General features: G+C 71.6%; 19 protein-coding genes. 11 read left to right on the top strand and 8 right to left on the bottom strand.

The features are described from left to right. Nucleotides 1-63: 63 nt before the first annotated feature. Entirely contained in the window at nucleotides 64-1,455 is a 1,392-nt protein-coding gene (locus tag ACJ8AN_RS41565) for a hypothetical protein (protein WP_407761196.1), read from the bottom strand. Nucleotides 1,456-1,728: 273 nt separating this feature from the next. Here ACJ8AN_RS41565 and ACJ8AN_RS41560 point away from each other — a divergent pair, with 273 nt between their 5' ends. Genes ACJ8AN_RS41560 through ACJ8AN_RS41550 form a run of 3 tightly spaced genes read left to right on the top strand, consistent with a single transcriptional unit; the run spans nucleotide 1,729 to nucleotide 5,750 of the window. Further along, a complete protein-coding gene (locus ACJ8AN_RS41560) occupies nucleotides 1,729-2,760 on the top strand; it encodes an AAA family ATPase (RefSeq protein ID WP_407761195.1) in 1,032 nt (343 codons plus the stop codon). 9 nt (nucleotides 2,761-2,769) lie between these two features. Beyond that, complete coding sequence (locus ACJ8AN_RS41555) at nucleotides 2,770-3,648, top strand: DUF58 domain-containing protein (protein ID WP_407761194.1); 879 nt, start codon at nucleotides 2,770-2,772, stop codon at nucleotides 3,646-3,648. Further along, the gene (locus ACJ8AN_RS41550) at nucleotides 3,645-5,750 is read left to right on the top strand and encodes a BatA domain-containing protein (protein WP_407761193.1); all 2,106 of its coding nucleotides are present in this window, start codon (nucleotides 3,645-3,647) and stop codon (nucleotides 5,748-5,750) included. Before ACJ8AN_RS41555 ends, ACJ8AN_RS41550 begins: the two co-directional genes overlap by 4 nt. A gap of 19 nt (nucleotides 5,751-5,769) precedes the next feature. Here the strand turns inward: ACJ8AN_RS41550 and ACJ8AN_RS41545 are convergent, their stop codons facing one another. Next, entirely contained in the window at nucleotides 5,770-6,162 is a 393-nt protein-coding gene (locus ACJ8AN_RS41545; protein WP_407761192.1) for a response regulator, read from the bottom strand. 128 nt (nucleotides 6,163-6,290) lie between these two features. Between ACJ8AN_RS41545 and ACJ8AN_RS41540 the strand changes: the two genes are divergently transcribed. Further along, nucleotides 6,291-7,928: a CocE/NonD family hydrolase gene (locus tag ACJ8AN_RS41540; protein ID WP_407761191.1), complete on the top strand. Its 1,638-nt coding sequence runs from the start codon at nucleotides 6,291-6,293 to the stop codon at nucleotides 7,926-7,928. A gap of 168 nt (nucleotides 7,929-8,096) precedes the next feature. Next, complete coding sequence (nagZ, locus tag ACJ8AN_RS41535) at nucleotides 8,097-9,206, top strand: beta-N-acetylhexosaminidase (RefSeq protein WP_407761190.1); 1,110 nt, start codon at nucleotides 8,097-8,099, stop codon at nucleotides 9,204-9,206. A 23-nt stretch (nucleotides 9,207-9,229) separates the two neighbouring features. On the opposite strand, the gene ACJ8AN_RS41530 is transcribed toward nagZ, so the two are convergent. From ACJ8AN_RS41530 to ACJ8AN_RS41510, 5 genes are all read right to left on the bottom strand, one after another. Next, nucleotides 9,230-9,661, bottom strand: coding sequence for a hypothetical protein (locus tag ACJ8AN_RS41530; RefSeq protein ID WP_407761189.1), 432 nt, complete (start codon nucleotides 9,659-9,661; stop codon nucleotides 9,230-9,232). 34 nt (nucleotides 9,662-9,695) lie between these two features. Beyond that, on the bottom strand, nucleotides 9,696-10,130 hold the full coding sequence (locus ACJ8AN_RS41525) for a hypothetical protein (RefSeq protein ID WP_407761188.1): 435 nt from the start codon (nucleotides 10,128-10,130) through the stop codon (nucleotides 9,696-9,698). Between the two features lie 168 nt (nucleotides 10,131-10,298). Continuing rightward, nucleotides 10,299-10,931 (bottom strand): hypothetical protein, encoded by a 633-nt coding sequence (locus tag ACJ8AN_RS41520; protein WP_407761187.1) that lies wholly within the window; start codon nucleotides 10,929-10,931, stop codon nucleotides 10,299-10,301. 217 nt (nucleotides 10,932-11,148) lie between these two features. Then, nucleotides 11,149-11,790, bottom strand: a complete 642-nt coding sequence (gene bcp, locus ACJ8AN_RS41515) for a thioredoxin-dependent thiol peroxidase (RefSeq protein WP_407761186.1) — start codon at nucleotides 11,788-11,790, stop codon at nucleotides 11,149-11,151. Between the two features lie 66 nt (nucleotides 11,791-11,856). Continuing rightward, nucleotides 11,857-12,225, bottom strand: coding sequence for a hypothetical protein (locus tag ACJ8AN_RS41510; RefSeq protein WP_407761185.1), 369 nt, complete (start codon nucleotides 12,223-12,225; stop codon nucleotides 11,857-11,859). Nucleotides 12,226-12,277: 52 nt separating this feature from the next. Here ACJ8AN_RS41510 and ACJ8AN_RS41505 point away from each other — a divergent pair, with 52 nt between their 5' ends. The 4 genes from ACJ8AN_RS41505 to ACJ8AN_RS41490 all read left to right on the top strand — a co-directional run bounded on the left by ACJ8AN_RS41505 (nucleotide 12,278) and on the right by ACJ8AN_RS41490 (nucleotide 15,297). Next, on the top strand, nucleotides 12,278-12,931 hold the full coding sequence (locus tag ACJ8AN_RS41505) for a hypothetical protein (protein WP_407761184.1): 654 nt from the start codon (nucleotides 12,278-12,280) through the stop codon (nucleotides 12,929-12,931). Nucleotides 12,932-13,080: 149 nt separating this feature from the next. Then, nucleotides 13,081-14,658, top strand: a complete 1,578-nt coding sequence (locus ACJ8AN_RS41500; protein ID WP_407761183.1) for a DUF2380 domain-containing protein — start codon at nucleotides 13,081-13,083, stop codon at nucleotides 14,656-14,658. After that, nucleotides 14,655-15,125 carry an NUDIX hydrolase gene (locus tag ACJ8AN_RS41495; RefSeq protein WP_407761182.1) on the top strand — a complete coding sequence of 157 codons (471 nt, stop codon included), beginning with the start codon at nucleotides 14,655-14,657 and terminating at the stop codon, nucleotides 15,123-15,125. The genes ACJ8AN_RS41500 and ACJ8AN_RS41495 overlap by 4 nt, the downstream gene beginning before the upstream one ends. Before the next feature lie 22 nt (nucleotides 15,126-15,147). Continuing rightward, entirely contained in the window at nucleotides 15,148-15,297 is a 150-nt protein-coding gene (locus tag ACJ8AN_RS41490; RefSeq protein ID WP_407761181.1) for a hypothetical protein, read from the top strand. A 42-nt stretch (nucleotides 15,298-15,339) separates the two neighbouring features. On the opposite strand, the gene ACJ8AN_RS41485 is transcribed toward ACJ8AN_RS41490, so the two are convergent. Beyond that, a complete protein-coding gene (locus tag ACJ8AN_RS41485) occupies nucleotides 15,340-16,665 on the bottom strand; it encodes a response regulator (protein ID WP_407761180.1) in 1,326 nt (441 codons plus the stop codon). A 122-nt stretch (nucleotides 16,666-16,787) separates the two neighbouring features. On the opposite strand from ACJ8AN_RS41485, the gene ACJ8AN_RS41480 reads away from it, so the two are divergent. Together ACJ8AN_RS41480 and ACJ8AN_RS41475 are read left to right on the top strand one after the other, a co-directional pair. Next, nucleotides 16,788-17,174, top strand: coding sequence for an MXAN_6627.5 family MYXO-CTERM protein (locus ACJ8AN_RS41480; RefSeq protein ID WP_407761179.1), 387 nt, complete (start codon nucleotides 16,788-16,790; stop codon nucleotides 17,172-17,174). Continuing rightward, nucleotides 17,171-18,217, top strand: a complete 1,047-nt coding sequence (locus ACJ8AN_RS41475; protein WP_407761178.1) for a methyltransferase — start codon at nucleotides 17,171-17,173, stop codon at nucleotides 18,215-18,217. The genes ACJ8AN_RS41480 and ACJ8AN_RS41475 overlap by 4 nt, the downstream gene beginning before the upstream one ends. The last annotated feature ends 106 nt before the right edge of the window (nucleotides 18,218-18,323 follow it).

The raw sequence follows: 18,323 nt of genomic DNA, 5'->3' as shown, positions 1-18,323 counted from the left end.
ACCCGCGCGAGACGTCCCAGGCGCGCGCTTTCAGGGAAAATCACATCCCGGGCCGACGGGTGCTCAAGGAGCCAGCAGCCGCACGAAGGCCTCCTGGTCCCACGCGGACCCCGCCCCCGCGCCGCCGTGCCGCTGGTGGCCCGCGACGATGACGCCCCGCGGCGGAACGAGCCCCAGCGCGGTGCCCGTCACCGGGCAGCCTCCCTCGGGGCACTCGCCGGGGGACAGCGTGCGCTGGTCCCGCTGCGCTCCCTCCGCGTCGTACGCGCTCAGCACGCCGCCACACAGGGCCACCACCGCGCCCGCGCCGTCCACCGCCACCCCGGGCGTGACAGGGGCGTCACACGCGAGCGGCTGGCTCCAACGCTCCGCGCCCTCCGGGCCCGTGGCGAGGACGAAGGCCCCCGGGCCGGACAGGCGCGTGCCGCCCCACGTCAGCGAGCCCGCGAAATCGCCCACCAGCACCGCGCCTCCGTCCGGCTCCAGCCCCACCCCGGTGACGTGCCCGTCCACGCCGCGCCACTCCCGGCCCCAGGCCAGGCGCCCGTCCCGCTCGAAGGCCAGCAGCACCAGCCCCTGGGCCCCCGAGGCCCCGAAGGCGTGGCCATCCACCGTGAGCGCGCCCACGAGGCGTCCGGCGAGCAGCGCCCGGCCCGAGGCCGCGAGCGCCACCGCGTGCAGCTGCGTGCCCTCGGCCACCGGCTCGAGCTGACGCGTCCAGACAAAGGCCCCCTGGGCGTCATGCCAGGCGAGCACCGGCACATGGCCCCCGGGCGTCCACTCCTCGGCCACGGCGAGCACCCCCCCCTCTGCGTCCGCCGCCAGGCCGTACACCTTCTGGCCCACGCGCCGCTGCCAGAGGGGCTGGCCCTCGGCGGAGAACTTCACCAGGAAGCCGTCGTTGGCCTCGCCCAGGCCAAACTCCAGCGGGTAGAGGAAGGCGTTGCCGGAGAGGAACACCTCGCCCGAGGGCGCGGCCGCCACGCCCGGCGAGGCCACGCGCAGGCGCGAGTAGTCCCGCGTCCACCGCTCGGTGCCGTCCGGCGCGTACTTCGCCAGGGTGAGGCCGCGGCGCTGGCCGGGCACGGGCTCGCGCTCCGCGTCCTCGCGCGGCGTGGAGTGCCACACCACGGCGACGTCCCCGGCGCCATCCACGGCGAGCCCCGTGCTCGTGTCGTCCTGGGGCCCGCCGAGCCGGTGGAACCAGGGCCGGGCCGCCAGGGCCTCGGGATTGCCGGGGGAGGGCACGAGCGTCTCCGGCGCCGCCCCGGCAGGCGGGCTGGAAGGCGGCGAGGCCACCGGGCCACTCACCTCACCGGGCAGCTCGCCCGAGGGGGACTCCGGCGAGTCCGGGTCCGCCGCCGCGCCTCCACACCCCGCGGCCAGCGCGAGCAACGCGGTGGGCACGAGCCGCTTCCACAGACGGTTGGCGTGTACTCCAGACTCTCGGTGCATGTGCTCTCCCCGCCGTCCCTCCCGGCCAACAGGGCCCGGAGAAACGAACCGGGCGAAGGTAATGGGCTCATTCCCCCCGGCATCCCCCCGGGCCCGGAGCGGCTCGAACCCCCCCGGGGGGCAGGGGGACGGCCTCGGGGTGTCGGAGAGCGGACGAACGTCCGATGGCAGGAATACGCGGGTGCCGGAACGGTTGGCAGGCCACGTTCGAGCCGCGGTCTCGACGCGAACCCCTTGGACCGCGCGCCGCCCGAGATTAAGAGAACGCTTCTCATGGAAAACGCCGCCCCCATCGCCCCGCCGCCCGCTCCGGAAGCCACCCGCGAGGACCTCCAGGCCGTCGAGGAGCTCGCCCGGGCCAAAGCTCAAATCCTCGCGCAGATAGAGAAGCGCGTCGTGGGGCAGCGGGACGTGGTGGAGCACCTGCTCATCGCGCTCTTCGCCCGCGGCCACTGCCTCTTCGTCGGCGTGCCGGGCCTGGCCAAGACGCTGCTCATCTCCACCCTGGCGGACGTGCTCAACCTGAGCTTCAACCGCATCCAGTTCACCCCGGACCTGATGCCCTCGGACATCACCGGCACGGACATCCTCGAGGAGGACAAGGCCACGGGGCACCGCGCCTTCCGCTTCCTCCAGGGCCCGCTCTTCGCGAACATCATCCTCGCGGACGAGGTGAACCGCACCCCGCCCAAGACGCAGGCCGCCCTGCTGCAGGCCATGCAGGAGTACCGCATCACCGCCGGTGGCCGCACCTACCCGCTGGAGCTGCCCTTCCTCGTCTTCGCCACGCAGAACCCCATCGAGCAGGAGGGCACCTACCCGCTGCCCGAGGCGCAGCTCGACCGCTTCATGTTCCTCGTGGACGTGGGCTACCCCACGGCCGAGGAGGAGGTGGAGATCGTCAAGTCCACCACCGGCGGCTCGCAGCCCCCGCTGGAGAAGATTCTCTCGCCCGAGCGGATTCTGGCGCTGCAGACGCTGGTGCGCCGGGTGCCGGTGCCGGACCACGTGGTGCGCTACGCGGTGGAGCTGGTGCGCCACACGCGGCCCAAGGAGCCGGGCGTGCCCGAGTTCATCGCGAAGAACGTCTCGTGGGGCGCGGGCCCTCGCGCCAGCCAGTACCTGGTGCTGGCGGCCAAGGCGCGCGCCATTCTCAACGGGCGCTTCGTGGCCTCGGTGGAGGACGTGAAGGCGGTGGCCCGCCCGGTGCTGCGCCACCGCGTGCTGCCCAACTTCACCGCCGAGAGCGAGGGCACCACCTCGGTGAAGCTGGTGGACCAGCTCGTCGCGCTGGTGAAGGGATAGCGCCCGCGCATGCTGCTGGATGCCCAGACACTGGCCCGGTTGCAGGGCGTGAAGCTGCGCGCCCGCGCGGTGATGGAGGGGGTGCTGTCCGGCCTCCACAAGAGCCCGCACCAGGGCCAGAGCGTGGAGTTCGCCGAGCACAAGGAGTACGCGCCCGGTGACGAGCTGCGCCACCTGGACTGGAAGGCCTACGGCAAGTTCGACAAGTACTACGTCAAGCGCTACGAGCACGAGACGAACCTGCGCGCGGTGATGGTGGTGGATGCGTCCGCCTCCATGGGCTACCGCAGCGGCGCGCTCTCCAAGCTGGAGGTGGCCACCACGCTGGCCGGCGCGCTGTGCTACCTGCTGGTGCGCCAGCAGGACGCGGCGGGCATCGCGCTGATGACGAACGGGCGCTTCCAGGACGTGCCCCCGCGCGCCTCGGCCGGCCACCTCAACGTGCTGCTGGACACGCTCGAGCACGCCCAGCCCAACGGCGGGACGAACCTGCTGTCCGCCGCGGACCACCTCGCCGAGGTGCTCCCGCGCCGCTCCTCCGTCGTCGTGCTCTCGGACTTCCTCGACGAGAACCAGGACTCGCTCAAGCGGATTCTGGCGCTGCGCCAGCGCAAGAACGACGTGGCGGTGTTCCACCTGGTGGACCCGGCCGAGCTCACGTTCCCCTTCGATGACCCCACGCTCTTCCTGGACATGGAGGGCGAGGGCCGCATCGAGGTGAATCCGCGAGAAATCAAGGAGAGCTACCTGGAGGAGTTCGGGGCCTTCCTGGCGAACGCGAAGGCGGCCTGCGCGGAGGCGGACGTGGACTACGAGCTGGTGCGCACCGACGAGCGCCTGGACGAGGTACTGCTGCGCTTCCTGGCGAAGCGGGGGAGGCGCCGGTGACGTTCCTGCATCCGTGGATGCTGCTGGGCGCGCTGGGCGCCCTCATTCCGCTGCTCGTCCACCTCTTCGACCGGCGGCGGCCCCGGCCCCACCCCTTCGGGCCCCTGGCCTTCGTGCTGCGCAGCCAGAAGCGCACCGCGAGCCGGCTCAAGCTCAAGCGGCTGCTGCTGTACGTGCTGCGCACGCTGATTCTGCTCGCCCTGCCGGTGGCCCTGGCCCGGCCGGAGTGGAAGCGCGACGCGGAGGCGGCGGCGGTGGTGAAGGGCCCGGCGGCCACGGCCATCGTGCTCGATGCCTCGCTGTCCATGCGCTGGTCGGATGGCACCCCGCTCTTCGAGCGCGGCCGGGACGAGGCGCGAGATGCGCTCGCGGACCTGCGCCCCGAGGAGCCCGCGACGGTGCTGGTGTGCACGAGCTCGCCCCTGCCGCCCGCGGCGCCGGGGTTCGATCGCTCGAAGCTGCGGCAGATGATTGACGAGGCCCAGCCCACGTTCGCGGCGGCGGACCTGTCGCGCTGCCTGGACCTCGCGGCGCGCTCACTGGAGGAGAGCCCCATGGCGGGCAAGCGGCTGGTGGTGGTGTCGGACCTGACGGCCGGCTCCATGCGCCTGGAGTCGCCGGCGCCGACGGTGAAGGGCCCCACGGGCGAGGCGGTGCGGCCCGAGGTGGTGCTGCGCGACGCGGCCCGGGGCAAGGACGTGCTGCCCAACCACGCGCTGGTGGACCTGAAGGTGGAGCCCGCGCTGCAGGCGGGCCCGCGCGCCTTCCAGTTCACCTTCACGGTGAAGAACTTCGGCGAGGCGCCGCTCAAGGACTTGGAGGCGGCGGTGCGCTCGGGCGACACGGTGCTGGGCAAGGGCTTCGTGGACGTGCCCGCCAACGGCACGGCGCAGAAGTCGCTCACGGTGCGCTTCAACCAGGGCGGCACGGTGGTGGGCCAGGGCACGCTGACGGCGGACGGGCTGGCCGAGGACGACCGGCGGGCCTTCGTGCTCGCGGTGCCCAGGCCCCTCAAGGCGCTGGTAGTGAACGGTGCCCCCAACGCCACGCGCTACCGCGACGAGGCCTTCTTCATGGAGGCGGCGCTGTCGGCCCCGGGCTCGCCGGTGCAGGTGGCCGTGCGCGACGCGGAGGCCGGGTGGCGCGAGGACCTCGCCAACTATGACCTGGTGTACCTGCTGAACGCTCCGGCGCCGGACGAGGCGGGCGCGGCGAAGCTGCGCGCCTTCGTGGAGAACGGCGGTGGCCTCTTCATCAGCATGGGCGACCACGTGGATCCGGAGGCGTACAACACGCGGCTCGGCGGACTGCTGCCGCGCAGCCTGCGCCTGGTGCGCACCAGCGTCGAGCGGGATGATCCGGACGCGGACGACAAGGCGGCCAAGCTGGCGCAGGTGAAGGTGGAGCATCCGCTCTTCGCGCCCTTCACCGGCCGCGCCGAGGAGGGCCTCGTGGGGGCCCGCTTCTACCGGTACATGCTGCTGGAGTCGGACGGAGGCGGGGGCGCGCCCCAGGGCGCGAGCCAGGTGCTGGCCACGTACTCGGATGGGGCTCCGGCGGTGGCGGTGGCGCGGCGGGGCAAGGGCCGCGTGGCGCTCTTCACCAGTACGGTGGACCGCGACTGGAGCGACTTCCCCATCCGCACCAGCTTCCTGCCGCTCATGCAGCGCTTCGCCGCGTACCTCGCGGGCTCGCTGGAGGAGCGCGAGGAGCAGCGGGTGCGCGTGGGCGAGACGCTCGCGCTGCGGCCCGAGGGCAACCAGACGGTGACGGCGGTGAAGGCACCGGATGGCGCGGAGGTGCCGCACAAGGCGCAGCCGGACGGCACGGTGCTCGTGGGCCCGGTGGAGCAGCCAGGGAACTTCTCGGTGCTGGGTGGGGACGGCAAGCCGGTAAGTGCGCTGGCGTTCGCCGCGACGCTCGACCCGGCCGAGAGCGACTTGAGCCGCCTGCCGCAGGACGCGCTCTCCGCGCACTTCGGTGAGGAGACGGTGAAGGCGTCGAGCTCGGATGCGGAGCGCCCGCCGGTGCCGCTGTGGACGTGGCTCATCGTCGCCGCCGCCTTCGCCTTCTTCTTCGAGGGCACCCTGCTGCGCAAGTAGCGCTCGCCAGGCCTCGCGGCTAGCTCGCGGCTAACTGCATGGGGGCCGCCTCATCGGCCGGGAGGGCGCTGTCGAGCACCTCGGCCACCGCGTCCTCGAACTCCTCGAGCGGGCAGGTCTTGGAGAGGACACGGCGCACTCCGGGAATACGCGGCGCTCGCCGGGAACTGTGCAGGATGATGGGGACGCTCTCGAGCTCCGGGTCGTGGAGCAGGCGCAGACAGAGCTCCACCCCATCCAGGCGGGGCATCATCCAGTCCGTCACGATGAGGTCCGGCCGCTGCTGGTGGGCCAGCTCCAGGGCCTCCAGGCCATCGTGCGCCTGGATGACGTGGTAGCCCATGACTTCCAGCACGTCGGTGTAGAGCTCGCGGAGGTCCGCCTCGTCATCAACCAGCAGAATGGTGCACACGGGGGCATCCTCACTTTCCGGAGCGCTTGACCTGGATGGCAACCTCGCGCCCCTCATATGGAGGGAGTCGCCCTTACTGCGGGTGTGATGTCCCGCTTGGACACGCGCGGGTGCTATCACTGACGGTCATGACCATCGCCAGCCGGGTCCTCGCGCGTCTCCTGGAATTACCGCCCGCGGACACCTACGACGTCGTCGTCCAGCGGGACCTCGAGGTGCCCATGGCCGATGGGGTCAAGCTGCTGGCCGACCACTATGCCCCTCGGGGGGCGGGCAAGCTTCCCACGCTCCTCGTGCGCTCGCCCTATGGCCGGCGGGCCTTCTTCGGGCTCCAGTTCGGACGGCTCTTCGCCGAGCGCGGCTTCCAGGTGCTCGTGCAGAGCGTGCGAGGCACCTTCGGCTCGGCGGGCCGGTTCGACCCGTTCCGCAACGAGCGCGCCGATGGGCTCGCGACGCTCGAGTGGATGAAGCAGCAGGAGTGGTTCTCCGGCGAGCTCGCCACCCATGGGCCCAGCTACCTGGGGCTCGTGCAATGGGCGCTCGCCGCCGAGGCGGGGCCCACGTTGAAGGCGATGGTGGCGCATGAGACCGCCTCCGAGTTCCGCGGACAGACGTACGCGGGCGGTGCCTACTCGCTCGACACCACGCTGTCCTGGGTCCACCTCATCTACAACCAGGAGAAGACGGGACTGAAGGGCTCGCTCGCGCGGCTCGGCGCGATGCGCAAGCTCAAGCCGCTCTTCCAGCACCTGCCGTTGAACGAGGTGGACGCGCGCGCCGTGGACGAGCGGGTGCCCTTCTTCCAGGACTGGCTCCAGCACGACGCGCCGGGCGACCCGTGGTGGAACGCCGCGGACTTCAGCGGCTCGGTCTCCAATGTCACCGCGCCCGCGCACCTCATCGGCGGCTGGTACGACATCTTCCTGCCCTGGCAGGTGAAGGATTACGCCGAGCTCCGCCGGGCCGGGCGCGCGCCCTACCTGACCATCGGCCCGTGGACGCACGTCTCTCCCACGGGGATGGCGGCCGCCGCGCGCGAGTCGCTGGTGTGGCTCAAGGCCCACCTCAAGGGCGAGCGCAACCAGTTGCGCGAAGCGCCCGTGCGCCTCTTCGTCATGGGCGCGAACACCTGGCGCGACTTCTCCGAGTGGCCTCCGCCCGGCGCCCGTCCCCAGCGCTGGCACCTGCACTCCGGCCGGGGCCTCTCTCCCGCCACGCCCACGGCCTCGGAGCCCGACCGCTACCGCTATGACCCGGCCGACCCGACGCCCAGCGTGGGAGGCGTGCTCCTGACGCGCGAGGCGGGCCCGCGAGACAACCGGCAGTTGGAGACGAGGCCCGACATCCTCACGTACACCAGCGCGCCGTTGGAGAAGCCCCTCGAGGTCATCGGTCCCGTCCGCGTCGAGCTCTTCGTCCGCTCCAGCGTTCAGCACACCGACTTCTTCGCCCGCCTGTGCGACGTCGACCCCTCGGGCAGGTCCATCAACCTCTGCGATGGGCTGCTGCGCCTCGTTCCCGGCACACCCGCGCCCGAGCCCGATGGCACCCTGCGCGTCACCCTCGACCTGTGGCCCACCGCGCACCGCTTCCTCGCGGGCCACCGCCTCCGGCTCCAGGTCTCCAGCGGCGCCCACCCGCGCTTCGCCCGCAACACCGGCAGCGGAGAGCCCCTCGCCACCGCGAAGACGCTCGTCCCCGCGGACCAAAGCATCTTCCACGACCCCGCCCACCCGTCGGCCCTCGTGCTGCCCGTCATGGAGTGAGCGCGCTCCACAGGCCCCACCCGCTGGGGAGGCACGGCTGGCCGCCCGGCTCCTCTCTGGCCGGGTGCCGTCTTCCTGACGGATGGGCAGGCGGGCGCGTGCTCGGGTGGGCATCCGCCGCGCTCTTCCCTCCCGGTGTCCCAGGCGGCGTGAGAAGGTACGCCCCCTATGAGCAACGCCCTCTATCGCGACTGTGCCCGGCTCTTCATGGTGGGCTTCCCCGGTCCGCGCATCGACGACGACTTCGCCGCGCTGATGGACGACGGCATCTTCGGCGCCATCCTCTTCAAGCGGAACGTCGGCACCGCCGAGGAGACGGCCTCCCTGTGCCGCGACATCAAGTCGCGCGCTCGCCGGCCCTTCATCCTCTCCGTCGACCAGGAGGGGGGACGCGTGGCCCGCCTGCGTGGCGCGCCCTACACCGCCCTGCCCCCCATGCGCGAGCTCGGCCAGCGCGGGGACCTCGCCCTCGTGGAGCGCGTGGGCCAGCTGCTCGCGCACGAGCTGCGCGCCGTGGGCTTCGACTGGGATTTCGCCCCCGTGCTCGACGTGGACACCAACCCCGCCAACCCCGTCATCGGCGACCGCAGCTTCAGCCGCGACCCGGACGAGGTGGGGCGCATGGGCGTGGCGCTCGCGCGCGGCCTCGAGGCCGGTGGCGTGGCCTCGTGCGGCAAGCACTTCCCCGGACACGGCGACACCACCTCGGACAGCCACCTCACGCTGCCCCGGCTCCCGCATGACATGGAGCGCCTGCGCCGCGTGGAGCTCGTCCCCTTCCGCGCCTTCGCCCAGGCGGGGCTCGCCTCGCTCATGACGGCGCACGTGCTCTTCGACGCGCTCGACCCGAAGGTGCCCGCCACCATGAGCCACCGCGTGCTGCACGGCGTGCTGCGCCAGGAGCTCGGCTTCGACGGCGTGCTCGTGAGCGATGACCTGGAGATGAAGGCCATCGCCGACAACTACTCGGTGGAGGAGGCCGCGGTGCAGGGCACGCTCGCCGGTGTGGACCTGTTCCTCGTGTGCCACCAGGCCAGTGTGCAGCGCCGGGCCATCGAGGCCCTCGTGCGCGCGGTGGAGTCCGGCCGCGTGCCGCGCGCCCGCATCGACGAGGCCCACCGCCGCCTGGCCCTCCTCGAGTCGCGCTTCGCCCACGGCCCCGAGAACCGGCTGGCCACGCTCGGGGACGCGCAGCACCGCGCGCTCGCCGAGGGACTCAACAGCAGCTTCGCCGGCAAGGACCCCACCGAGGTGATGCAGGCGTCCCGTCCGGTCTGACCGGGACGCCCTCGCGAGACGGGTTACTTCGTGGGGACGCCGCCGGATTCCACCGGGACGTTGTCGCCCGCGTTCTCCTCCGGCGTGCCGCTGCCCGTGACGCCCTGGCCCGGGGTGCCCGTGCTCTGGCTCCCCTCGAGCCCGGAGCCGCCGGTGCCCGCGTCCGCCGGGGTGCCCGCGTCCGGGCTCAGGGTTCCGCCACCGTGGGAGCCCTTGGCGCCCTTGTCCTTGTGCGCCCCACCGGTACCGGAGCCACCGGTGCCCTCGTCCCCGAGGCCCGCACCACCCGAGCCCCCCATCCCCTGGTCCTCGAGGCTCGCACCACCCGAGCCCCCGGTGCCCATCTGGTTCTGCGTGTCATCGCTCCCCCGGTTCGTGTTCGTGCACCCCGGGAACAACAGCGAGGCCGACGCCAGCCCCCCCACCACCAGCCACCTGCGAATGCTTCCGCGCATCTCCGCTCCTTGGTCGTCGTGAATGCCTCGGGCCCTACCGCCCGTTCCGCGGCAGGGGCTTGTTCGCCCCCGCGGGCTCGAGCGTCTCGCCCGGAACGCTCTCCGCGGCGGGCTTGTCGTTCGCCGGTTCGATCTGCTTCATCTCGGGGCCCTGCCCCTCGACGGTGGAGCCGCTGCCGCCCAGGCCCAGCTCCCCCGACTGCTTGAGCAGCGCCATCTCTCCGGGGTCATACGGCAGGGAGCGATTCGGCGTGCCCTGCGCCTGGGGCGTGCGCGGGTCGATGCTCGTCGGGAGGTCCTTGATGGTCCCGTTGTTGCCGCTCTCCTGAGGGCTCGAGCCCCGGACGAAGCCGGGCGAGAAGGAGTCATTCCCCGCCTGCTGCGGAAGCGCACCACAAGCCGAGGCCAACCATGAGGCCGAGGCCAGCGCCCCCAACACCACCCACCGTTTGAAACCTCTGTCGTGCATGTCCGTCTCCAGGCACCGCGTCCAGTGCGCCCGCCTCTCGCGGGGTGCGAGGGGCGGAGCAAGCCGCGTCTTCAGGGATGGGCACCCGGATGCTTCCCGGCTACCGAGCGGGTCTCCGGCGAGGGCCCGCTCGTCCGGCCGCCCTCCAGCGGGAGAAGCGGGCCGGCCCTAGTGTCCGGGCCCCATCCCCGAGCCCGGGGGTTCCGAGCCCGAGCCGGGCTGCTGGCCCACCTGTCCGTGGGGCGCCGCCGCCGGGTTGTCGCCCGAGGCGTCTCTGGGGAGGGGCGAGCCCGTGGCCGGCTCCTGCGGCTGGTAGGAGCCGCTGGAGGGCGCGATGGATTGGGCGACGCCCGAGCCCAGCTCGACGCCGTGGACGCCTTGAATCCACGCGCCATTGGGGCCTTTGCGCAGCGGCCTGCCCGTGCCCTCGGCGAGGGCGACCCGGGCGCTGAACTGGGGCGGCGGGAAGGGGACGCGCTCGTCCTGCTGCAGCCACAACGCCCGCTGCTCCTTATCCGTGCCGTGGAGCTGCTGCGCGCTGAGCGTCCTGGTGGTGCCCGGACCGCCCGCCGTCGCCTCACCCGCGCCGCCCGTACCGCGCTCCTGCTCGGAGCTCTCGTACAGCGTGGCGCTGGTCCCGACGTTGGAGCGGGCCTTGCCGACGTCGTCCTGACCCTGCTCGGAGTAGTAGTCCTCCTGCGCCGTCATGGACCACACGCGTCCACCGTCATTGCATCCGCAGAGCACCGCCGCCGCGGCGAGTGAGCCGAGCAGTCCCTGTTTCACCCACGTCTTCCACATGGCCGCCTCCCTGTCGTCGTCCGTTCCTCTGGCACAGGGGTGGCCATGCATGGGGAGGACGGGTAGCGGCGAGCGGGAGGACGAGGGCTGCTTGCTCGTCCGCGGACGGACGGAGGGAGATGCGTGGCCACGGAGGGGAATCCGGGTTCCACGCACCCTCACCCCGTCCCTCTCCCGAGGGGGAGAGGGGAAGGATGCTCCCTCGGTGGCCAGGGGACTAGCGGCGCGCCGCGCTCTTCCTGGCCGCCATCTTCTTCATCGGCACGGCCTTCTTCGCGGGGGCCGGCTTCTTCGCCACGGCCTTCTTCGCCGGGGCCGCCTTCTTCGCGACGACCTTCTTCGTCGGAGCGGCCTTCTTCGTGGCGCTCGGCTTCTTCGGCTCCTCCGCCGGGGCGCCGCCCTTCAACGTCGCGAGGATCTCCTGCACGTGGCCGTCCACCTTCACCTTGGGCCACACGCGCGCCACCTTGCCCTCGGTGTCGATGAGGAACGTGGCCCGGGTGATGCCCAGGAACGTGCGGCCGTACAGCGACTTCTCGCCCCAGACGCCATAGGACCCGGCCACCTGGTTCCCCGGGTCCACGAGCAGCGGGAAGGGCAGCGAGAACTTCGTGGCGAACTTCTGGTGGCTCCTGGCGTCGTCCGGCGACACGCCCAGCACCACCGCCCCGGCCGCTCCCAGCGCCGAGTGCTCGTCCCGGAAGTCACACGCCTCGCGCGTACAGCCCGGCGTGTTGTCCTTCGGGTAGAAGTAGAGGACGACGTTCTTGCCTCGCAGCTGCGAGAGCTTCACGTCGTTGCCGTTCTGGTCCTTCAGTTGGAAATCGGGGGCCGGGTTGCCTGTCTGGGGAATGGGCATGGGTGCTCGATTGGATAACTCAGTCACGCGGGTTCGCAAGCCTGACTTTGGAGGTCACCTCCGCGGTCACTTCGGATGCTCGTGCGGCGCCATCGGATGGCCGTGCTCGTCCAGCGACGGCGAGCCCCCATCCTCCTCGTCGGGCCGCGCCAACGGACGGGGCGGGAGGCGGGTGCTCTGCAATTCCTTGATGCGGGAGATCCGCCGCTCCGCCTCGGGCCGGGCCTTGGAGTCCGGCGGTATCAGGTAGAGGATTTGGAGGACCTGGTCCCAGGCCGGGTCATCCGGGCGGACCCCGCGGGTGACCAGCTCCGCCTGCTTGTCCTCGGCCTGCGCGAGCAACCCGGGCCCCGCATCCCGCGAGCAGGCGCCCAGCAGCAACATCCCCAACAGGAGCGGCACCACGACCTGGCGTCTTCGGTGGATGAGAGACACGTGCAAGCCTCCTGCTGGCCTCGGACACGAAGGGGGGTTAGGGTGGATCCTCGTGTCGCCCCTCTTCTTCGCATTCCTGTTCGGTCTCGGCCAGGGCCTGCTCCACGCGGTGGGGCCGGACCACTGCGCCGCCATGGCCACGCTGGGGACGCTCGGCCCGGCCCGGCGCCGCGCCACCCTGCTCGTCGCGCTGCGCTTCGCCCTCGGGCACGCGGTGGTGCTCGGCGGCGTGGCCAGCGTCTGCCTCCTGGCGGGCGTGGGCCTCTCCGAGACGTTCGAGCGCTGGGCGGAGATGTTCGGCGGCATGGTGCTGGTGGCGCTCGCCGTCACCGCCTTCCTCTTCCCCAACGTGCTGCGCCACGGCCACCCCCACCTGCCCGGCCACACGCACGAGCCGCACTCGCACCATCACCACGACACGCACGAGCGGGTGAGCACCGCGGCTGGCGCGCTCATGGCGGTCAGTGGCGTGCGCTCGCTGCTGCTGGCACTGCCTCCGCTGCTGGTGGGCGGCAGCCTGCACTCCTCGGGGTGGACGTACCTGCCCGGCTTCGCGCTCGGCATCCTCGTGGGCATGGGCGCGGTGGGCCTGCTCTTCGCCGAGGGCCTCTCGCGCCTGGGCTCGGGTCTCGCCGAGCGCCTCCAGCGCTTCGTGGCCGCCGGCTCCGCCGCGCTCGGCCTGTTCTGGATCGTCAGCCGCCTCTGAAGCGGCCATGACCCCCTCCGAAGGGTTTTCCGGAGGAGGAAATCCGAGGGAGAGACCCCGAGCGTCTGGGAAGGGGTACGTCATCTTCCTGGCTGTCAGGACTCGTCGCAGGTCGCCCCTACAATGGGTGTAACCCTTGGGAGGCAGCGATGACGTCCGCGATGCGAGGGGCCTTTGCGTGGACACTGCGCGCTGATTCGCACCGGGCCCCGTGGACGGGCCCACTGCTCGCCCTGGCGTTGCTGTCCACCGGCTGTGCCTCGCTGACGCCACCACCCGGCGAGGGGACGAGCCCGCGCTACGCACCGCGCGAGGCCCCGGAGCCCTCCTCACTCCAGGGGCAAGACGGCGATGCGCCGCGCGCTCCCGGCTCCACACCCCCCTCCCCTTCCGTGTCCACTGCGCCCGAGCGGCTGCACCGGCGCCGGGCCCCGCGCCAGGAGGTGACGGCGGTGGGCCCGGACAGCGCGGAGAGGGAAGCGCGACAGCGGGCCCTCGCGGCGCAGCTGGCGTTTCGCGATGCCCTGCGCGAGGTGTCCGGCTCCACCCGCCGCGTCTCCGCCGAGCTCACCCGGCTCGAGGCCAGTGGGAGAGGACTCTCGGGCAAGCATGCCGGCCTCTTCGTGCGCTTCATCGACTTCGGCACCGAGCAGGTGCGGTGGATGGACGTCCAGCTTGACGCCGCCCTCCACCTGGCCAACGCCGCCTCGGAGATGGACGACCCGGACATGCAGCTCGCCCTGCTGCGCATGGCCGGCCCCCGGCTGGAAGCCACCATGCTCGGCTCACTCCTGCTCGCCGCATGGCTCGACTGTCTGCACCTCGTGGACGCCCTGCTCGACCAGTCCCTCTCCAGCGCGGAGAGAATGCTCCGTGACCTGATGGACTGGCAGGGGATGCTCGAGCCCCCCCTGCGGGCGCTCTCCTCGCTGGAGCCGGACCAGGTGGAGGCCGTGGCGCAAGACGCCCCCGCGCTGGTGGGCCACCTCTCGGATGCGCTCGCCGCCACAATTGCCAACGTGCGCAAGGAGGTGGAGCTCACCGCCAAGGTGCTGGTGCTCAGAGACATCCTCCTGTCGCTCCCCCTGGCGCTGGAAGCGCCCCTGCTGGCGTCCGAGGCACCGTCTGCCCCGGCTCTGCTCGGCGTGCGCCTCACGGTGGGTGGCGGCGGAGTGATGATGGGCACGCGCCTGGTCGTCTCCGCCGAGTGGGTGGAGATGATGCGGCAGCTGGTGCGCGCGGGCGTCCTGTCGCTGCCTGCCGTCGGCGCCGCCGTGCGGATTCACGCGGGCGGGGTGATGCTGGCGCAGGCGCACGGTGAGCTGCCGCAAGGCGTGCGCGAGGCACTCGGAGACGGGCCCGAGGTGCGGGCCCTGCGCGTGACGGGCAAGACGGGGGCGGGCATGGCCAGGCCGCCGCGGCACCACGTCATGCCCGAGGAGTTGCGCGAGTGGTTCGAGCAGCGTGGCTTCACCGGCGAAATGGACATCAACGAGTTCTGTGTGGAGTTGGAGCAGGCGCACCACGAGGCCATCCACGGCGGTGGCGACTGGAAGCTGGGGCGAACATGGCCGGGTGAATGGAACCGGATGATCATGGAGGCGCTGTACGACGCAGAGAGCAAGGCTGGCCGGATGTTGACTCGGAATGAGATCTTGAAGCTCGTCGCGAGACGTATGCGCCGCTATGGCATCCCGATGGAGTTCTCTCGCTGGAGAGGGCAATGAGCGGCGGGCAGGCCTGGCGGGACAACTGGGTGGCCCGCCTGTATGAGCGAGTCCGCGAGCGCGGCTACGATTCCCTCACCGCCTTCGCCGAGGCGCGCCCTGGCGTTCCTCTGGATTCGCTGGCCGAGGAGCTTGGCAAGGACGACGTCGCCGGGTTGCAGGTGTTCAGAGGGTTGCTTGCCGAGGCGGAGCGAAGCCACCGGGTTACACGCTTTGTGCGCGATGTTCTCGTGCGCGAACTTGCAGAGAGCCTCCCTGACGGCTGGCCGGCCGTGCTGGACGATGCAAACCGTGGAGAGGTTGCCTTGGTGCTCGGCACGTGGACCGCCGACACTCCAGAAACGCATAAGGAGCGTGTCAGGAAGGCCGGCGACGCACTCCTCGCCACCTCACCGCCGCCCGGCTGGCGTCCGCTCGGTCCCGACGACGAGCTGCTGCGCACGCTCCTGCCTGATGAAGAAGCGTGAACTTCACGCCGTGAAGAGGACCATGAGCGACGGACGTTCCTGGGAGGGCAACTGGAAGGTGCGCCTGTATGAGCGGGTCCGCGAGCGGGGCTACGACTCGCTCACCGCCTTCGGCGAGGCACGCAGGAGGTCTCTCAGCGACATGTCGCGTACGAAAGCAACATCCGTCTGAGCATCCACGGCCCGGGCGCGCCTGCCGCCCGCGGTGCGCCGGCTACGTGCGCTGCTCGAGGATGCCCAGCGACATCATCGACACCAGGAAGGCGTAGACGGTCTGGTCGGGGCGGTTGGCGTACGCGAGCAGCTCGCCCACGGTGCGGTTGCCGTCGATTTTCGGCAGCAGCTCCGCCTCCCACCGCTCCAGCTCCACCTCGTGCAGGTGGTAGGCCGGGGCCACGGCGGGGATGAGCCTGTCTTCCGGGCGCAGCAGGCGGCGCAGGCGCTCGGGCTTGTAGAGCTTCTTGATGCCCCGGACGATGAGGTTGGCCGGGTGCACGTCGAGCTTGATGGACTCGGCGGTGGCCTTCTCCTTGAAGCTCATCACGTAGGTGCCGTCTTCCCACGAGAAGAGCGAGTAGATGATGGCCTTCACCTGCTGGCCCACGTAGTACAGGCGCTCGGTGTCCTTGAGCAGGCCGCGCTCCACCAGCACGTCGCCGGTGCGCCGGTTGCTCGCGGTGGCCACCGCCGAGGCGTCCGCGAGCTGCTCGGGCTTGATTTTGCCCACGCGCACGAGGAACTGGCCGAAGCGGTCCGCCAGCAGGTTGGAGAGGGCGAACACGGGGGTGCCGCGCTCGAAGTAGACGACCTTGCGCACCTTGCCGCGCTGCACACCCAGCTCGCCCGTCTCGCGAGACAGGTAGAAGGCGGTGAGGAGCGCGGCCAGGTTGTCCTTGAGCTCGCCGCGGCGCTGGCCGGGGCCGCCGGAGCCCACCGGGAGGGGGTCGGGCGGACGGCCCGGCACGGGCGGGCGCACCAGGGTGGCCGCCACCTTGTGCAGCGGGGTGGCGGTGAGGTTGGCGCCGCGGATTTCCGCCGTCAGGTTGTCGCCGCCCATCACCTTGATGCGGCCGGTGAGCTCCATGGCGTCCTGGGGCCCCTCCTCCTCCACGTCGATGTCGAGCTCCACATCGAAGGCGTCCTGAGCGGCCGCGGCGGTGGGGGCCTGCCGGGTCACCGGCGTCAGCTTCTGCACGGCCTCGAGCAGCTTGGAGGCCTCGAAGGGCTTCTCGAAGTAGCCGGCGGCCGCGTACTTCTGCCGGGCCTCCATGGCGTGCTTGCCGCCCTTGAAGACGCCGGTGATGAAGATGAGCGGCAGCTGGGGCTGATCCTTCCGCAGCGCGTCCGCCAGGTGGTAGCCCATCATGTCGGGCAGGAGGATATCGAGCACGGCCACGGCGGGCGGCTGAGCCCGTGACACCTCGACTGCCTGCTTGCCCTTGCTCGCTCCCACCACCTCGTAACCTGCATCTTCGAAGAGCTGGGTGAGGAGAGTGAGGAACTCCTGGTTGTCATCGACGACGAGGATTCGGGGCGCCATTTCGCGCGCCACCCTAGCCAAAACCCCGTCCTTCTGTAAGAGCTTGATTTCTGACCTTCTCACTGGCGGGTGCATCCCGCCGCCCGGGCGGATAGGGTGGAAGCCCCCCGTCGAGAACCCCCATGAAGAACTTCCCCCCGACTTCCCGTCTCCTGTCGCGCGTTGCCCTCGTCCTCGCCCTGGCCCTGCCCGTGTTGGCGCGAGCCCAGAGCGACGGCGGCCTCCCGGACGCGGGCAGCCTCTATGACATCCCGGACGCCTCGGTGGGCAATGGCGGCGCGGACCAGGACAACCCCGAGGGAGACGACACCACGGGCCGGGGCGGCGGGGCGTGCCGCACGAGCGGCGAGTGCGCGGCGCGCTTCAGCTGCGCGCAGGGCACGTGCCGGTACACGGGCATCCGCCAGGCCGAGCGCGTGGGGTGCCTGCTGGGCCCCGCGGACACACTGGCGGTGGTGGGACTGGGACTGGTGGTGGCGGCGCGGCGGCGGGGGCGGGAGGGACGATGAGGCTCGGGCTCAAGGCGGACAACCTGCTGGAGCGGGTGGCGGACTGGCTGAACCTGGCGCCCAAGCCCCTGGCGCACGCCTTCTTCGGGATGATGGCGGCGCGCACGCTGATGGCCGGGGAGCGGCTGGGGGTGTACGCGGCGCTGGCGGACGGCTCGGCCACGGTGGAGGAGCTGGCGGCGCGGCTGAAGCTCTCGCCGCAGGGCACGCGCGCGCTGCTGGAGGCGCTCGAGGCGTGTGACGCGGTGGAGCGCAAGAAGGGCCGCTACCGGATGGCGGACGCGGCGCGGCGCTGGTTGGATCCACGCTCGGCGCAGTACGTGGGCGGCTTCCTGGACTTCAACTACACCCAGTGGGAGTGGTGGAGCCACATGGAGGACGCCGTGCGCTCGGGCGAGTCGGTGGACATCCACCGCTTCGACCCGGACGACCCGCGCTGGCGCTCGTACATCCTGGGCATGTACCAGCTGGCGCGGCTGTCGGCGCCCGAGGTGGCGCGGGCCATTCCGCTGCCCCGGGGCGCCAGGCACGTGTTGGATTTGGGCGGGGCGCACGGCTGGTTCGCCGCGGAGCTGTGCCGGCGCAACCGGGGCGTGAAGGCCACGGTGCTGGATTTGGAGGGCAGCGTGCGGGTGGGGCGGGAAATCATCGCCCGGGCGGGCCTGTCGCACGTGGTGGAGCACCGCGAGGGGGACATCCTCACCTCGGAGCTGGGGGGCCCGTACGACGGGGTGCTGCTCTTCCAGGTGGTGCACCACCTGTCGCCCGCGCAGAACGTGGCGCTGCTGCGGCGGGTGCGCACGGCGCTCACGCACAAGGGGACGCTGGCGGTGCTGGAGTACCTGCGCGAGGACGTGGACGAGGACAGGCCCCCGAGCGCCGCGCCGCTCATCGGCCTGCACTACTTCCTCACCTCGAAGGCGGCGGCATACACGCCGGCGGAGGTGGAGGGCTTCCTGGACGACGCGGGCTTCCGCATCGAGAGCAGCAAGCCGGTGCGCCACCTGCCGCTGCAGACGCTCATCATCGCCCGTCCCGAGTGAGCGGGGCCGCTCCGCCGCGAGCGCCAGGCCGAGCCCCTGGCGGGTGAAGGGCCGGGCCCGGGAGTGCACGCAAGCCTGCCCTACAGAATGAGTGCGGTGGGGCTCC

Source organism: Archangium sp. (assembly GCF_045802675.1).
In the GTDB taxonomy this organism is placed as follows: domain Bacteria; phylum Myxococcota; class Myxococcia; order Myxococcales; family Myxococcaceae; genus Archangium.
This window is presented reverse-complemented; position numbering and strand designations above follow the sequence as displayed.

Bases quoted from the DNA above. Each gene is read 5' to 3' on its own strand.
- ACJ8AN_RS41525 (WP_407761188.1), bottom strand. From the start codon at position 10,130: ATGCACGACAGAGGTTTCAAACGGTGGGTGGTGTTGGGGGCGCTGGCC.
- ACJ8AN_RS41500 (WP_407761183.1), top strand. From the start codon at position 13,081: ATGACGTCCGCGATGCGAGGGGCCTTTGCGTGGACACTGCGCGCTGAT.
- ACJ8AN_RS41485 (WP_407761180.1), bottom strand. From the start codon at position 16,665: ATGGCGCCCCGAATCCTCGTCGTCGATGACAACCAGGAGTTCCTCACT.
- ACJ8AN_RS41490 (WP_407761181.1), top strand. From the start codon at position 15,148: ATGAGCGACGGACGTTCCTGGGAGGGCAACTGGAAGGTGCGCCTGTAT.
- ACJ8AN_RS41530 (WP_407761189.1), bottom strand. From the start codon at position 9,661: ATGCGCGGAAGCATTCGCAGGTGGCTGGTGGTGGGGGGGCTGGCGTCG.
- ACJ8AN_RS41495 (WP_407761182.1), top strand. From the start codon at position 14,655: ATGAGCGGCGGGCAGGCCTGGCGGGACAACTGGGTGGCCCGCCTGTAT.
- ACJ8AN_RS41480 (WP_407761179.1), top strand. From the start codon at position 16,788: ATGAAGAACTTCCCCCCGACTTCCCGTCTCCTGTCGCGCGTTGCCCTC.
- ACJ8AN_RS41565 (WP_407761196.1), bottom strand. From the start codon at position 1,455: ATGCACCGAGAGTCTGGAGTACACGCCAACCGTCTGTGGAAGCGGCTC.
- ACJ8AN_RS41555 (WP_407761194.1), top strand. From the start codon at position 2,770: ATGCTGCTGGATGCCCAGACACTGGCCCGGTTGCAGGGCGTGAAGCTG.
- ACJ8AN_RS41540 (WP_407761191.1), top strand. From the start codon at position 6,291: ATGACCATCGCCAGCCGGGTCCTCGCGCGTCTCCTGGAATTACCGCCC.
- ACJ8AN_RS41560 (WP_407761195.1), top strand. From the start codon at position 1,729: ATGGAAAACGCCGCCCCCATCGCCCCGCCGCCCGCTCCGGAAGCCACC.
- bcp (WP_407761186.1), bottom strand. From the start codon at position 11,790: ATGCCCATTCCCCAGACAGGCAACCCGGCCCCCGATTTCCAACTGAAG.
- nagZ (WP_407761190.1), top strand. From the start codon at position 8,097: ATGAGCAACGCCCTCTATCGCGACTGTGCCCGGCTCTTCATGGTGGGC.
- ACJ8AN_RS41475 (WP_407761178.1), top strand. From the start codon at position 17,171: ATGAGGCTCGGGCTCAAGGCGGACAACCTGCTGGAGCGGGTGGCGGAC.
- ACJ8AN_RS41520 (WP_407761187.1), bottom strand. From the start codon at position 10,931: ATGTGGAAGACGTGGGTGAAACAGGGACTGCTCGGCTCACTCGCCGCG.